This window comes from Asaia sp. Ae19-3, assembly GCF_059801175.1.
The window spans coordinates 1,028,335-1,041,557 of sequence record NZ_JBCHWF010000001.1 but is presented as its reverse complement, the minus strand read 5'-3'; the positions used below and the strand labels follow the sequence as shown (position 1 = coordinate 1,041,557).

Annotated in this window: 11 protein-coding genes; 10 read left to right on the top strand and 1 reads right to left on the bottom strand. The window is 57.7% G+C overall.

What is annotated here, in order from left to right; all coding sequences use genetic code 11:
- The first annotated feature begins 28 nt into the window (after positions 1–28).
- On the top strand, positions 29–1,084 hold the full coding sequence (locus AAID99_RS04460; RefSeq protein ID WP_188426498.1) for an NAD(P)-dependent alcohol dehydrogenase: 1,056 nt from the start codon (positions 29–31) through the stop codon (positions 1,082–1,084).
- A gap of 47 nt (positions 1,085–1,131) precedes the next feature.
- On the opposite strand, the gene AAID99_RS04455 is transcribed toward AAID99_RS04460, so the two are convergent.
- Positions 1,132–1,947: a DeoR/GlpR family DNA-binding transcription regulator gene (locus AAID99_RS04455; protein ID WP_188426499.1), complete on the bottom strand. Its 816-nt coding sequence runs from the start codon at positions 1,945–1,947 to the stop codon at positions 1,132–1,134.
- Between the two features lie 282 nt (positions 1,948–2,229).
- Between AAID99_RS04455 and AAID99_RS04450 the strand changes: the two genes are divergently transcribed.
- The 9 genes from AAID99_RS04450 (at position 2,230) to AAID99_RS04410 (ending at position 13,189) form a co-directional block, all read left to right on the top strand.
- On the top strand, positions 2,230–3,771 hold the full coding sequence (locus AAID99_RS04450; protein ID WP_498493251.1) for an FGGY-family carbohydrate kinase: 1,542 nt from the start codon (positions 2,230–2,232) through the stop codon (positions 3,769–3,771).
- A 54-nt stretch (positions 3,772–3,825) separates the two neighbouring features.
- Positions 3,826–5,517 (top strand): glycerol-3-phosphate dehydrogenase/oxidase, encoded by a 1,692-nt coding sequence (locus tag AAID99_RS04445; protein WP_498493250.1) that lies wholly within the window; start codon positions 3,826–3,828, stop codon positions 5,515–5,517.
- A gap of 329 nt (positions 5,518–5,846) precedes the next feature.
- On the top strand, positions 5,847–6,614 hold the full coding sequence (locus AAID99_RS04440; protein ID WP_188426502.1) for a triose-phosphate isomerase: 768 nt from the start codon (positions 5,847–5,849) through the stop codon (positions 6,612–6,614).
- The gene (locus AAID99_RS04435; protein ID WP_188426503.1) at positions 6,611–7,438 is read left to right on the top strand and encodes a DeoR/GlpR family DNA-binding transcription regulator; all 828 of its coding nucleotides are present in this window, start codon (positions 6,611–6,613) and stop codon (positions 7,436–7,438) included. Before AAID99_RS04440 ends, AAID99_RS04435 begins: the two co-directional genes overlap by 4 nt.
- Positions 7,439–7,461: 23 nt before the next feature.
- A complete protein-coding gene (locus AAID99_RS04430) occupies positions 7,462–7,929 on the top strand; it encodes an RpiB/LacA/LacB family sugar-phosphate isomerase (protein ID WP_188426504.1) in 468 nt (155 codons plus the stop codon).
- 30 nt (positions 7,930–7,959) lie between these two features.
- The gene (locus tag AAID99_RS04425) at positions 7,960–8,886 is read left to right on the top strand and encodes a substrate-binding domain-containing protein (RefSeq protein WP_188426505.1); all 927 of its coding nucleotides are present in this window, start codon (positions 7,960–7,962) and stop codon (positions 8,884–8,886) included.
- Positions 8,887–8,903: 17 nt separating this feature from the next.
- Complete coding sequence (locus AAID99_RS04420) at positions 8,904–10,409, top strand: sugar ABC transporter ATP-binding protein (RefSeq protein WP_498493249.1); 1,506 nt, start codon at positions 8,904–8,906, stop codon at positions 10,407–10,409.
- Positions 10,399–11,415 (top strand): ABC transporter permease, encoded by a 1,017-nt coding sequence (locus AAID99_RS04415; RefSeq protein WP_188426507.1) that lies wholly within the window; start codon positions 10,399–10,401, stop codon positions 11,413–11,415. Before AAID99_RS04420 ends, AAID99_RS04415 begins: the two co-directional genes overlap by 11 nt.
- 52 nt (positions 11,416–11,467) lie before the next feature.
- Complete coding sequence (locus tag AAID99_RS04410; RefSeq protein ID WP_498493248.1) at positions 11,468–13,189, top strand: dihydroxyacetone kinase family protein; 1,722 nt, start codon at positions 11,468–11,470, stop codon at positions 13,187–13,189.
- Positions 13,190–13,223 lie beyond the last annotated feature (34 nt).

Sequence of the window (13,223 nt, the reverse complement as noted above, 5' to 3'; positions counted from 1 at the left end):
TTCAGAATAACGAAACCGGAGAGAGCCCATGCTGTCCTGCATTGGATATGGCGCACAGAAAGCGTCAGACCGTCTCGCCCCTTTCAAGTTCGATCGTCGCGACACGGGGCCTGAAGATGTGCGTATCGACATTCTCTATTGCGGTGTCTGCCACTCCGACATTCATCAGGCGCGCAATGAGTGGCACAACACTGTCTATCCCTGCGTTCCCGGTCATGAAATTGTCGGCCGCGTAAGCGAAGTTGGCGCATCGGTCACCAAGTTCAAGGTGGGTGACCTTGCTGGCGTTGGCTGCATGGTCGATTCCTGTCGCGAATGCCCGAGCTGCAAGGAAGGTCTGGAGCAGTATTGCGAAAACGGCTTCGTCGGCACCTATAACGGTGAAGACCGTCAGGGTCGTGGCAACACCTATGGTGGCTACTCCAAGGCTATCGTGGTTGATCAGGCTTTTGTGCTGAAAGTCCCCGAGAACCTCGATCTCGCGGCTGTCGCGCCGCTGCTTTGCGCAGGCATCACAACCTACTCGCCGCTGCGTCACTGGAAGGTTGGCCCCGGTCAGCGTGTTGGTGTGGTGGGTCTGGGTGGCCTCGGCCATATGGCTGTTAAGTTCGCCCGCGCCTTCGGTGCCCAGGTGGTGCTTTTCACCACTTCACAGAGCAAGGTGGAAGACGGTCTTCGTCTCGGTGCCCATGAAGTCGTGCTGTCGAAAGACCCGGAAGCCATGGCGAAGGAGACTGCCAGCTTCGATTTCATTCTGGATGCGGTTGCGGCCGACCATGACATCAATGCCTATCTCAACCTGCTGAAGCGTGAAGGCACACTGGTTCAGGTTGGTGCTCCGGAAAAGCCGCTGCCTGTTTCTGTGTTCAGCCTCATCATGAAGCGTCGCAACTTCGCCGGCTCGCTGATTGGCGGTATCGCCGAAACGCAGGAAATGCTCGATTTCTGCGGTGAGCATGGCATCACGTCAGATATCGAGATGATCGCCATGGACGAGATCGAGACGGCATATTCACGTATGATGAAATCCGACGTGAAATACCGCTTCGTAATCGATATGGCGACGCTCGAAAACGCCGCCTGATCGAGGTATGAGCCTTTTCACTCCCGGCTTTTACCGGGGGTGAAAACTCAGCAGATCTCGATCGGAATACCGGCCGTTTCAAGCTCGGACAATGTCTCAGGCTTGATCTGGTTGTCGGTCAGGATGCGTGAGAATTCCGAGAGGGAGGTGAGGCGATGCAGCCCGCCCTGACGGAATTTCGTGCTGTCGACCAGCAAAACGCTGTCATCGGCAATGGCCATGAGCGCGCGCTTTACCTTCACCACGTCCTGGTCATTCTGGAATGCCGTGTCACCCGAAATCACCGAGGTGGACATGAACATGACATTGGCCCGCAGCGATCGCGCTGCCTGCTCGCAGACAAGCCCGAAAAACGCGTTGCGTGAATTGCTGTAATCTCCACCAAGGCAGATGATCTTGATGCCGGGGAAGGGCGCAAGAGCCTGTACTACACCAACCGCATTGGTGATGACGGTAAGAGGCGCTCTGGCAGGCAGAAGCGGCAGCATTTCAGCAACGGTCGTCGAATCATCAAGAATGATGACCTGACCGGGTTCGATCATCGAGACGGCACGCTGGATGATCGTCTTTTTCAGATTGGCTGCACGGTGCTGACGATAGGCAACGTTCTTTTCCGTACGTGCGCGGTTCTTGAGAGTGATGCCGCCATGAATCTTGTCAATCAGCCCCTGGCTGGCCAGCGCATGTGCATCGCGATGGATCGTCATACGGCTTACATCGAAATGTTCAGCCAGAAATTCGATGCTCGCATTGCCCTGCTCAAAGAGCAGATCAAGAATTTGCTGCTGACGTGATTTGAGATTCTGACGTTTGATCCCTGAAAAACCATCCAGGGAGGGCGCTGACTTGATGTCATCACTCATGGTCTGAAACTGCCTTTGACAGATATGCTTGCTTTTGTTGGGACCAAGCGTAGCAGAAAATAAGATAACAAAAATATCACAAAGATATCATCCTCACAAGCCGTCCTTATCAAGGTTTTGTCATCAGGCGTAAGCACTCGGGCTTACCTTATGCAGGATGCTCTTCTCCGCGGAACTGCCCATATATATCATATATAGCACCAATTTGTGATTTTGTTAACACAACAACCAACTTTAGAACATCAAGCACCGATAGCGAGCCGAAAGAGCGAAGAGGCGATCATGGGTGCAGGTTATGTCTTGGGCGTTGATTGCGGCTCGACCACTGCGAAATCTGTCGTCTTCACACCTGGCGGGCGCATTGTCGGTATAGGGCAGGCGCGTGTTCCCCAAGTGACGAGCACACCTCGGGAGGTTGAGCGCGATATGAAGGCGACGTGGCTCCTCGTTGCCGAAACCATCCGTGATGCGCTGGCTGATGCTGGCTGCACGGGGGCAGATATCGCAGGCATAGGCATGACCGCCCATGGCGATGGTGTTTTCCTGCTCGACCACCACGCCGAACCACTTGGCAGAGGTATCATGTCCCTCGATAGCCGCGCCTTTGGTGTGCACGAGGGGTGGAAAGAGGCGGGGCTTCTCGACCACCTCCTGCCCGTTGCCGGCCAGAGGCCCTATCCTTACTCAGCAACCACGTTACTGGCCTGGATAAAGCGTTTCGAGCCTGAGCGTTACGGGGCCATCGGCACCGTCTTTTTCGCCAAGGACTGGCTTCGCTTCTGCCTGACAGGCCGGATTGCGACCGATCTGACCGAAGCGAGCACGGCGTTCACCGATCTTCATACGCAGAGTTACAGTCAGAAAATCCTTCAGACGCTCGATCTGCAGGAAATTGCGAGCGCGCTGCCGCCAATGCTGAACTCCTGCGACCGGGCAGGCCATGTCAGCGCTGAAGCGGCACTCATGACAGGTCTGCTGCAGGGCACACCTGTCTCCGCAGGGCTGCATGATGTCATCGCCGCCTCTGTCGGGTTGGGTCAGGTGCGGGCGGGCGACATGACCGTGACAGCCGGAACGTTCTCGATCAATGAGGTGCTGCGTGATCGACCGGTGACTGGTGCAGAGTGGGCCTGTCGCGCCGGTTATCGAAAAGGCCTGTGGAATTGCATGGCAATTTCACCGGCCTCTGCAAGCAATCTCGAGTGGATGGCGCGTTATATCGCGCCCGACGACCCCGACGCAGCTGCCCATCTCATTGAGGCCTCCATAGCAAGGTTCGAGCAGGGGCGTGTTGAACGGCAGATCCCGCTTTATCATCCGTATCTGTTCGGCTCGCCTTTCGGGACACCGGCCACGGCCTCTTTTCTGGGGCTGCAATCCTGGCATGACCGCGCCGATCTGTTTCAGGCGATGATAGAGGGCACGATCTTCAACCACCGTCATCATGTCGAAGATCTGATGCGCACGGGGCCGGTCAACAGCATCGGCGTTTCAGGCGGCGGAAGTCGCCGCCCTGAGATAGGCCAGCTCTTTGCAGATATCTTCGGCAGACCTGTCATGACGTCGCCGGTGCGTGAGGCAGGGGCTCTCGGGGCCGCACTGACGGCCAGCGTTGCCTGTGGCAATCATCCAACACTCGAGGACGCCGTTGCCGGGCTCGATATGCAGCATACACGCTTCGCCCCCGACCCGGCGCTCTCACGTTATTACGACGCCATATACACGCGTTACACGACGCTGGCTCAGATTCTCGAGCCCTTCTGGCCATCCCTGCACAGCGCACCTGTCCCTCATGAACAGTCTTTGCGCGCCGCCACGGCCTGAGGCCTGCGCGGTCGCTAACCCGTTTCAGAACCGCTTCACAAATCGAGATACCCGATGACCTACTCCGCCAAACAAATCGACTCTGCCCATTTCGATGTCACGATCATCGGGGCAGGCATCAATGGTGTGGGTCTCTTTCGTGAACTGGCGCTTCAGGGGCTCAATGTTCTCCTGATCGACAAGGGTGATATCTGCACTGGTGCTTCAGCGGCCCCATCCAGACTGATCCATGGCGGCATCAAATATCTCGAGACCGGCGAGTTTCGTCTGGTTGCGCAGTCGACCCTCGAGCGCAATCTGCTGCTGCGCAACGCACCGCACGTGGTCAAGCCGCTTCCGACAATCATACCGATCCATTCCTGGTTTGGCGGGATTCTGCCTTCGATCAAGCGGTTCTGCGGTCTAAAGACAAAGCTTGCCGATCGGGGAGTCGCGATTACCGAAGCCGGCATGCAGATCTACGATTATCTCGGCCGCCGCGCACGCGTGATGCCTCGCCACACCTTTTCTTTCGGGCGCTCTGTCAGGCGCGATTGGCCGCATATGACACGAAAGGTCATCGCGACCGGACGATATTATGATGCTGCCATCACCCAACCTGAAAGACTGGGTTTCGAATGCGTCGAGGATGCGCTTCGCCTGTCTTTGGGCTGCGCAGTGAGAACCTATTCGAGAGTGACGTCATTCCATGAGGGGGCCGTGACCCTGCGTGATGATATCACCGGTCAGGTTGAGCATGTCCACACCGATCTGGTCGTCAATGCCGGTGGAGCATGGATCGATCAGGTCAATGCCGGGATTGGCCTTTCCACACGCTATATTGGTGGCACGAAAGGATCGCATCTCGTTATGCGCCATCCCGAATTGCTGCGCGAACTCAACGGGCAGATGGTCTATTTCGGCACGGCAGACGGTCGCATCTGCCTTGCCTATCCGTTCATGAACCATGTTCTGATCGGCTCGACCGATATCCCATGCAAGGACGCCGACAAGGCAATCTGTTCACAGGAAGAACAGAGCTACATGCTGGCCATGCTTCAGGAGCTGTTTCCCGGTTTCCATTTCAGCGACAGCGATGTCGTCTATCGCTATTGCGGCGTAAGACCGCTTCCTGCCACGCGCACGGACGACCCTGGCGAGATCAGCAGAGACCACATCATCCACACCGATTATGCCGGGACGACCCCAGTCCTGTCTCTGGTTGGCGGTAAGTGGACCACATTCCGTGGCCTCGCGGAAGAAACTGCCGATAAGGTGCTGGGGCTTCTCCACCGTAAACGGACGCGCTCTTCGCGGGAGAGGGCGATCGGGGGCGGGGTCGGTTACCCGGGGCAGAAATCACGAAACGCCTATATCCGGCACCTTGCCGAGATGCAGGATCTGTCATTGGCACGTGCGACCCTGTTATTCGAGCGCTATGGCACTACTGCAGAGCGCGTTGCTGCTTTCTGTGCACGCACACCCGATCAAGAACTCACGTCTCTTCCCGGTTATACGAGAAACGAGATCCAGTATCTCACGAAGGAAGAACTCGTGCGCAAAGCTGCCGATCTTCTTTTCCGGCGCACACCGATCGCGCTCTCGGGCAAGATCAGCCGTGCTGTGGTCGATGAGGTTTGCGCGATCATGGCGCCAGCCCTTGGCTGGACAGAGGCCATTTGCGCATCCGAAATCGACAGCGTCTGGAAAATTGCGGTTGAGCAACATGGTGTTTCTGACAGCACTGCAGGCAACGCGGCAAGCTGAAACGCGGGCGCGAGAGTCCTGACAAAGCAGGATAATGCGCAGACCAGTCACAAGGGCCTCAGCGCTTGTAAGGCGCTGGGGGTGGGCTACACGACGGTGCTCGGCAAGGTCTGCTGATCACAGGATTTAGTGATCGCCCGATAACAAAATCGCACAAAATCCAGAACTTTGCTTTTGTTCGGTTTTTCTGAAAAACCAAGCTTCTCCTAGCGCTAAATCATATCAATGTGAACGCTATAGGTGATATTTTATCTACCCTAATGTTATTTAAATCCCTATCACAACATCAGGACGTTACACTTATCGTCACTGCGTCACAGAGAGAGAACATGATGCCCTTAAAGTCGCTCTGGATCGGAACAAGCTGGAAGATGAACAAGGGGCCAGCCGCCGCCCGGGAAGCGGCCGAGCAGATCGCGTCCATAGCCGTACCCTCCTCCGTGACGCCATTCGTCATTCCGCCTTTCACATCGCTCGAAATGGTTGCGTCCCGCCTCGCAGATACGCGCTGGAGCGTGGGTGCGCAGAACATGCACTGGGAAGACGAGGGCGCTTGGACCGGGGAAATCTCGCCCCATATGGTGCGCGAATGCGGTGCCGATATTGTCGAACTCGGCCATTCAGAGCGTCGCGAGCATTTCGGCGAGTCAGACATCACCGTCAATCTCAAGGTCAAGGCCGCCATACGCTACGCTTTGCGCCCGCTCATCTGCATCGGCGACAGCGCTGAGGAATATGAGTTCGGCGTGACGCATGAGACACTTGCCCGTCAGACCAAGATGGCCCTCCATGGGCTGACGTCGGATCAGATTGAAACTGTTCTGCTGGCCTATGAACCCGTATGGGCCATTGGCGCCAAGGGAAGGGCCGCCGAGCCCGCTTTCGTCGGAACCGCGCATACACGCCTGCGCCACGTCCTGGCCGACTTGGTCGGGGAAACGACTGCGCGCCGTGTGCCTATCCTCTATGGCGGCAGCGTCTCGCTTGAAAACGCAGCACGCTATACTGCGCTGGCCGATGTCGACGGCGTGTTCATCGGTCGTTCCGCCTGGGATCCTTCGGGTCTTGCCGCCATCATCCAGTCGGTTGTGTCATGAGCGGCGCGACCGGCGTAGAGAGCAAGGCCGTCTCGGCACGGCGTCGCGAAATTCTCGATTACGTGCTCGAAAACGGGGGTGCCCAGATCGAGGAGCTCGTCGATCGTTTCTCGACCAGTCGCATGACGATCCATCGCGATCTGCACGCGCTGTCCGAGCAGGGACTGGTACGCAAGGTTCATGGTGGCGTGACCATGCTGGCCAGCGGCGTGATGGAAACAAGCGTCGTCCATCGCCTGCGTCGTGCCTCTCGTGAGAAACAGGCCATTGCGCGTGTCGCGACGAGCTTCATCAAGGCGGGCGATATCATCGCCCTCGATGATTCCACCACGTCACGCATTCTGTCGGAAAACCTTCCCTCGGGTATGCCTCTGACAGTGCTGACCAACAGCATGGGTATTGCTACCCAGCTTGCAGGCATGCGCGATATCAGTCTGATCTGCCTCGGTGGTAAATATCACCCGCGGTTCGACGCGTTTCTCGGCATTCTCTGCGAACAGGGCACGAAGTCGCTTCGGGCAAACACGCTGTTCATGTCTGTCTCTGCGGTACGCGATCTCGGTGCCTATCATCAGGAGCAGGAGATCGTGAAGTGCAAGATGGCACTCATGGAAATTGTCGACCGTCGTATCCTGATGATCGATAGTCAGAAATTTGACGTCACCGCGTTGAACCGTCTGGCCAATCTCTCTGATTTTGACGTTGTGATTACCGATTCAGGCGTCTCTGAAAGTCAGAAGAACCGCATGCTCGATGCGGGCATCAATCTGCATGTCGCTCCACTTGACGACACGCCGCCCGCCTCGCGCACCGTCCCTCTCTAGAACACCATAAAAGGAAGACGATCATGAAAATTGCAGTTGGTGGCGATAGCGCCGGTGAGGGTCTGGCCCAGCAGATCGTGGCGCATCTCAAGGCAAAAGGGCTCGATGCAGTCGACCTCTCACGCCCTGCAGATGACAAGAGCGAGCTCTACTCCGAGCTGAGCGAACGCGTCGGCCTTGCTATTCTTTCCGGAGAGTATGAGCGCGGCATTCTGTGCTGCGGCACGGGCATCGGGGTTGCGATTTCGGCCAACAAGATCCCCGGCATCCGCGCAGCACAGGTGCACGACAGCTACTCTGCGGAACGTGCAGCGCTGTCCAACAACGCCCATATCATCACACTGGGTGCGCGCGTTGTCGGTGCTGAACTCGCCAAGACCATTGTTGATTCGTTCCTTTCCAAAAAATTCGACCCGGCCAGCGCCTCGGCGCGCAATGTCGATGGTATCGATGCGCTCGATCGTAAATATTCACCAAATTCCTGCAAATAATGGGTCAACGCGACCATAAGGTCTGATCTCATGAAAAAAGCACTGCTCGCCACCGCAACCCTGCTCTTCGCCCCGCTCGCCGCCCATGCGGCGGCGGACAATGCGCCGATGCGGTTTGTCATGATACCGAAAGCCGTTCATCCTTGGTTCGACAAGGCCAATAACGGCGCGCAAGCCGCCGCGGCCCTGCTGAGCAAGTCCACGGGACGCACCATCACGGTTGAATATCGCGCGCCGCAAACCGCCGATGTCTCGACCCAGAACGACATCATCGAACGCGCCATCGCGACACATCCCGATGGTCTGATCCTCGACCTTCTCGACGAAAAGGGAAACCGGTCGACCATGCAGGAAGCGGTCGATGAGAAGATTCCGATGACTGTTTTCGACTCCCTCCCACCTGAGGGCATGGACATCACGGCGGTCGGTGCGGATTTTTGCGAGCAGGGCACGCTAGCGGCGGAGCGGCTCGCTAGGCTGATCAATCACAAGGGTGAGGTTGCAGTGATGATGGGCGTGCCCACTGCGCCCAACCATGCCCTTCGCGCGCGCTGCGAGCTGAAGGTGTTTGCCAAATATCCCGATATCAAGGTCGTGGCGACGGGTATCGATAACGACAGCATCGAAACCGCGCAAAAACAGGCCTCTGCCATCATGCAGGCCCATCCCAACCTTGAAGGCTGGGTAGCCTGTGATGCAGCAGGCCCTGTGGGCATCGGTCAGGCCATTCGCGAAAGCGACAAGATCGGCAAGGTTCAGGAGGTCGGTCTGGATAATCTGAACGACATGCTTCAGCTGATCAAGGATGGCGTGGTCGATTCCTCTGCCTCAAGCCGCCCTGAAATGCAGGGCTACTGGGCCGTTATCGCCGCCTGGCAGAAAGCGCTGGGGCAGCAGACGCCTAAAAACATCGATACAGGCATCGATATCATCACCAAATCAACGCTCTCCAAATAACCGATCGGGAGGGGGCTATGGTCCTTCTCAAGGCTTCGGGCATACGAAAGACCTATCCAGGGGTCGTAGCCCTCGATCACATTGATCTGACTCTCGAACCCGGCAAGGTGCATATCCTTGCCGGTGAGAACGGCGCAGGGAAATCCACGCTTATCAAGACCCTGTCCGGTCTGGTCAAACCGGATACTGGCACACTTGTCATTGACGACGCCGATGCACTGCGTGACCAAAAGCTTTTCGTGCGCGTGTCTTATGTGCCCCAGGAACTCAATCTCTTTCCCTACCTCACCGTCGCAGAAAACATGTTCATGCCATTTGCCCGCTCAGGCTTCGGCAGGTTCACCGTATCGGAAAAGGCAATGGAGGTGGAGGCCGCGAAATTCATTGCGCGTTTTGGTATTCACGCACGGCCGGATCAGAAAGTCGCTGAAATCAGTGTCCCCGATCAACAGCTTCTGCAGATTGCCCGCGCGGCAACCCAGGAAAATTTTGGCGTCATGATTCTCGACGAGCCCACCTCGTCTCTCACGGCCAAGGAGACGGAGCGTCTCTTTCGTATTGTCAATGACCTGCGCGAACAAGGCGTTGCCATTGTCTTCGTCTCTCACAAGATGGAAGAAATCTTCGCGCTAGGCGATACGGTGACCGTCCTGCGTAACGGTCGCAGCGTCGGTACTTTCCCGATGGACGGTATGACCGAGGGCGAGCTGATCCGTCTCATGTCCGGCAGTACCGTCAAGCTGGACGAGCAGTTTCAGCCGGCATCCTCTGCGCGTACCGGCGAAACTATTCTCTCGGTTGAAAATCTGACCGGTCCGGGGTTTGAAGATATCTCGTTCGACCTGAAGCGTGGAGAAATTCTCGGCTTTGCGGGCTTGGTCGGGGCAGGGCGCTCCGAAATCATGCAGGCCATGTTCGGATTTCGCAAAATCCAGAGCGGCCGCGTCATTCTCGACGGCAAGCCGATTGCGCCTAACCGACCGGACAGGGCGGTGCAGGCCGGAATGGTGTATCTCTCCGAAGAACGCAAGCATCACGGTATTTTTCCGATGCTGAGCCTGCGCGAAAATATCTCGCTTGCTGTAACAGGAAACATCACTAAAGCCGGGCTGATTTCGCCTTACCGCGAAAACGCACTGGTGAAAGAGATCATCGAGCAGTTCGATGTTCGCACCTCGTCATCTGCCAAGAAGATCATGTTCCTTTCAGGCGGCAACCAGCAGAAGGCCATTATCGGTCGGGCGATGGCCCGCAGGCCACGTCTGCTAATTTTCGACGAGCCTACGAAGGGCATCGATATAGGCACCAAGTTCCAGATCTACCGCATCATGCAGCGCCTAGCCGAAGAGGGCGTGGGGATTATCCTTGTCTCATCTGAGATGAGCGAGCTGCAGCGCTGCGCTACCCGTATTGTCACGCTCTATTCGGGCCGGATCAACGGCTCATTCGAGCACGAAACAACCGAAATCAGCACATTGGTCGCCTCGATCATCGGCTCACCGGAGACAAGCCATGTCGCATGAGACGCCTGCGCCGCATGATGGCGCTGCCAGACCACACCAGCCCGATATCATGACCCGCTTCAAGGCTGTGGCATCCAATCCCCTCTTTGGGGTGGTGATTGCGCTCGCGGTCATCTTCATTCTTTCCTGCACGCTTTCGTCGAATTTTTTGACAGCGTTCAACATGAAGATCATCGCGCGCTCGCTCGCCTTCGTCGGCTTGGTCACGATCGGCCAGGCCATTCTGATGATTCTCGGCGAACTCGATCTCTCCGTCGGTGCCATAGGCGGTCTCGCTGGCGTTGCGGGTGGCATTTTTATGGTGCAGGCAGGGCTCGATCCCTGGCTCTCTCTTGTGCTCTGCCTCGCGCTTGGCACGGGATGCGGGCTGCTGAACGGTCTGTTAATCACGAAGCTGAAGTTGCACTCCCTCGTGCTTACCATCGGCATGGCAGGAGTCTATGGCGGCGCCAATCTGGTGCTTACAAAGGGCGTCGCTATCACGGGTATTCCGAGCAATATCTCGTTTCTGGGGCGCGGGATGCTGTTCGGTCTCCCGGTTCCTTTCGTGATCCTGCTTCTTTGCCTCGTGATCGTCTCCTTCGTCATGATCCGCACACCGCTAGGCCGTTACGTCTATGCGATTGGCAGCAATAACGCGGCAGCGCGTATGCTTGGTATTAGGGTAGATGCCATCAGGATCTGTGCCTTCTCTGCTGCTGGCTTTTTTTCGGCGCTGGCAGGCATCCTGATGGTTGCTCGGCTGGGCACTGCTCAGCCCTCCATCGGTGATACCTGGGTGCTGGCCCCCATCGCAGCTGCCGTCATCGGTGGCGTTGCGACCACCGGCGGTCTGGGGAGCCCGTTTGGAGCGGTGCTCGGCGCTGTCATCATCGGCATCATTGAGAACGTCATCGTCCTGTTCGGCATCTCGCCTTACTGGCAGTCGATCGTTAGTGGCGGGATCGTAGTCGCCGCAATCTCCTTCGACTCTCTTGCCCGACGCTATTTCAACCGGGAAGCCTGACCCACGCTCGTTTTCCACTTCTCCGCTTATCTGTACTGAGGACGACTATCCCATGACAAAAATCTGTGGCGACGCCGAGAATTTCGCGACATCCGCCCTTCGCGGCTTTGCGAGCATCTATCGCGATATCGTCCAGCCCGTGCGGGGCGGTGTGGTCAGAACGATGCCGGGTAAACAGGGCAAGGTTGCTCTTGTCGTGGGCGGCGGTTCTGGTCATTTTCCGGCATTCAACGGCTATGTCGGCGAGGGCTTTGCCGATGCAGCCGTTGCGGGTGACGTCTTTGCCTCGCCCTCGACCCAGGCCATCCTGCGTATCGCCCGAGAGGCCAATCTTGGCGGCGGCGTTGTTCTCGGTTACGGCAACTACGCGGGTGATGTCCTCAATTTCAGCATTGCGGCCGAGCGTCTGCGTGCCGAGGGCATCGATACACGCATGATCGCGACGACAGACGATATTGCGAGCGCCCCGGCCAGCGAGGAGAGCAGGCGGCGCGGCACAGCAGGCGATCTGCCTGTTTTCAAGATTATTGGGGCCGCCGCCGAAGCCGGGTTGAGCCTTGACGAGGTCGAAGCGGTAGGACGCCGCGCCAATGCGCAGACGCGCTCGTTCGGCGTGGCTTTCGATGGCTGCACCCTGCCAGGAGAACGCGAAAAGCTGTTTCAGGTGCCGAAGGGGCGTCTGGCGCTCGGGCTTGGGGTGCATGGTGAACAGGGCATCGATGAACTCGATCTGATGCGACCATCCGAGCTGGCCGCCATCCTGTGCGACCGCCTGCTGAAGGAAGCCCCCGCCAATGCAGGCTCGCGCATCACGGCCCTGTTGAACGGGCTTGGCAGCACGAAATACGAAGAGCTTTTCGTGTTGTGGGAGGCCATTATCCCCCATCTCGAAAACGCGGGTTATACGGTCATTGCGCCTCTGGCGGGTGAATATATCACCAGCCTCGACATGGCTGGTTGTTCGTTGACGCTCACCTGGCTGGACGAGGAGCTGGAGAAATTCTGGCGCGCGCCCGTCAACAGCGCGGCCCTGAAGCGCGATGAAATGGCAGGAGATTATCGCGACTCCCTGCCGGTTCTGACCGAAGCATCTTCGGTTTACATGAAGTCACTCACTGAAGCGGGCAGAAAGGGCGGACGCTGTGTCGCCTCCATGATGATCAGGCTATCGGCAGCTCTTACTGAGGCTGAACCTGCGCTTGGCCAGATCGATGCCCATGCGGGTGACGGCGATCATGGTCAGGGCATGGCACGCGGGGCCGCCGCAGCAGCGAAAGCTGCACGCGCCGCTGTCGAGGCCGGGTCCGGTCCGTCGACGGTGCTTGCCGCTGCTGCCGTCGCCTGGGCTGATCGGGCAGGAGGCACATCAGGTGCACTCTGGGGGGCAGGGCTATTTGCTTTCAGCACGGCTTTCGATGAGTCCGCCGTGCCCGATGCACAAAGTCTTTCGCTAGGGCTCCGTCGCGCCATGGAAAAAATTACAGCCCTTGGGAAAGCCAAAAAGGGCGACAAGACCCTCATGGATGCACTCGAGCCGCTGGTCGAGGGGTTCGAGGGCGGTCTGAGAAAGGGTTATTCCATTGCGAAAGCCTGGACTGAGGCCGCTGAAGCCTCGACTCTGGCCGCTGAGGCCACGAAGGATCTGCTTCCTCGTCTGGGCCGGGCTCGCACTCATGGGGAACGTAGCAAGGGCCACCCCGATGCGGGCGCCATTTCCATGGCGCTTTGCGCCCGTGTGATCGCGCATGAGCTTTCGGAGCAGGCGGTCAAGTAAGCCTGCTGTCTGGGTCTGTAAAAAAAGGGGGGAG

Bases quoted from the DNA above. Each gene is read 5' to 3' on its own strand.
- AAID99_RS04460 (WP_188426498.1), top strand. From the start codon at position 29: ATGCTGTCCTGCATTGGATATGGCGCACAGAAAGCGTCAGACCGTCTC.
- AAID99_RS04455 (WP_188426499.1), bottom strand. From the start codon at position 1,947: ATGAGTGATGACATCAAGTCAGCGCCCTCCCTGGATGGTTTTTCAGGG.
- AAID99_RS04450 (WP_498493251.1), top strand. From the start codon at position 2,230: ATGGGTGCAGGTTATGTCTTGGGCGTTGATTGCGGCTCGACCACTGCG.
- AAID99_RS04445 (WP_498493250.1), top strand. From the start codon at position 3,826: ATGACCTACTCCGCCAAACAAATCGACTCTGCCCATTTCGATGTCACG.
- AAID99_RS04440 (WP_188426502.1), top strand. From the start codon at position 5,847: ATGATGCCCTTAAAGTCGCTCTGGATCGGAACAAGCTGGAAGATGAAC.
- AAID99_RS04435 (WP_188426503.1), top strand. From the start codon at position 6,611: ATGAGCGGCGCGACCGGCGTAGAGAGCAAGGCCGTCTCGGCACGGCGT.
- AAID99_RS04430 (WP_188426504.1), top strand. From the start codon at position 7,462: ATGAAAATTGCAGTTGGTGGCGATAGCGCCGGTGAGGGTCTGGCCCAG.
- AAID99_RS04425 (WP_188426505.1), top strand. From the start codon at position 7,960: ATGAAAAAAGCACTGCTCGCCACCGCAACCCTGCTCTTCGCCCCGCTC.
- AAID99_RS04420 (WP_498493249.1), top strand. From the start codon at position 8,904: ATGGTCCTTCTCAAGGCTTCGGGCATACGAAAGACCTATCCAGGGGTC.
- AAID99_RS04415 (WP_188426507.1), top strand. From the start codon at position 10,399: ATGTCGCATGAGACGCCTGCGCCGCATGATGGCGCTGCCAGACCACAC.
- AAID99_RS04410 (WP_498493248.1), top strand. From the start codon at position 11,468: ATGACAAAAATCTGTGGCGACGCCGAGAATTTCGCGACATCCGCCCTT.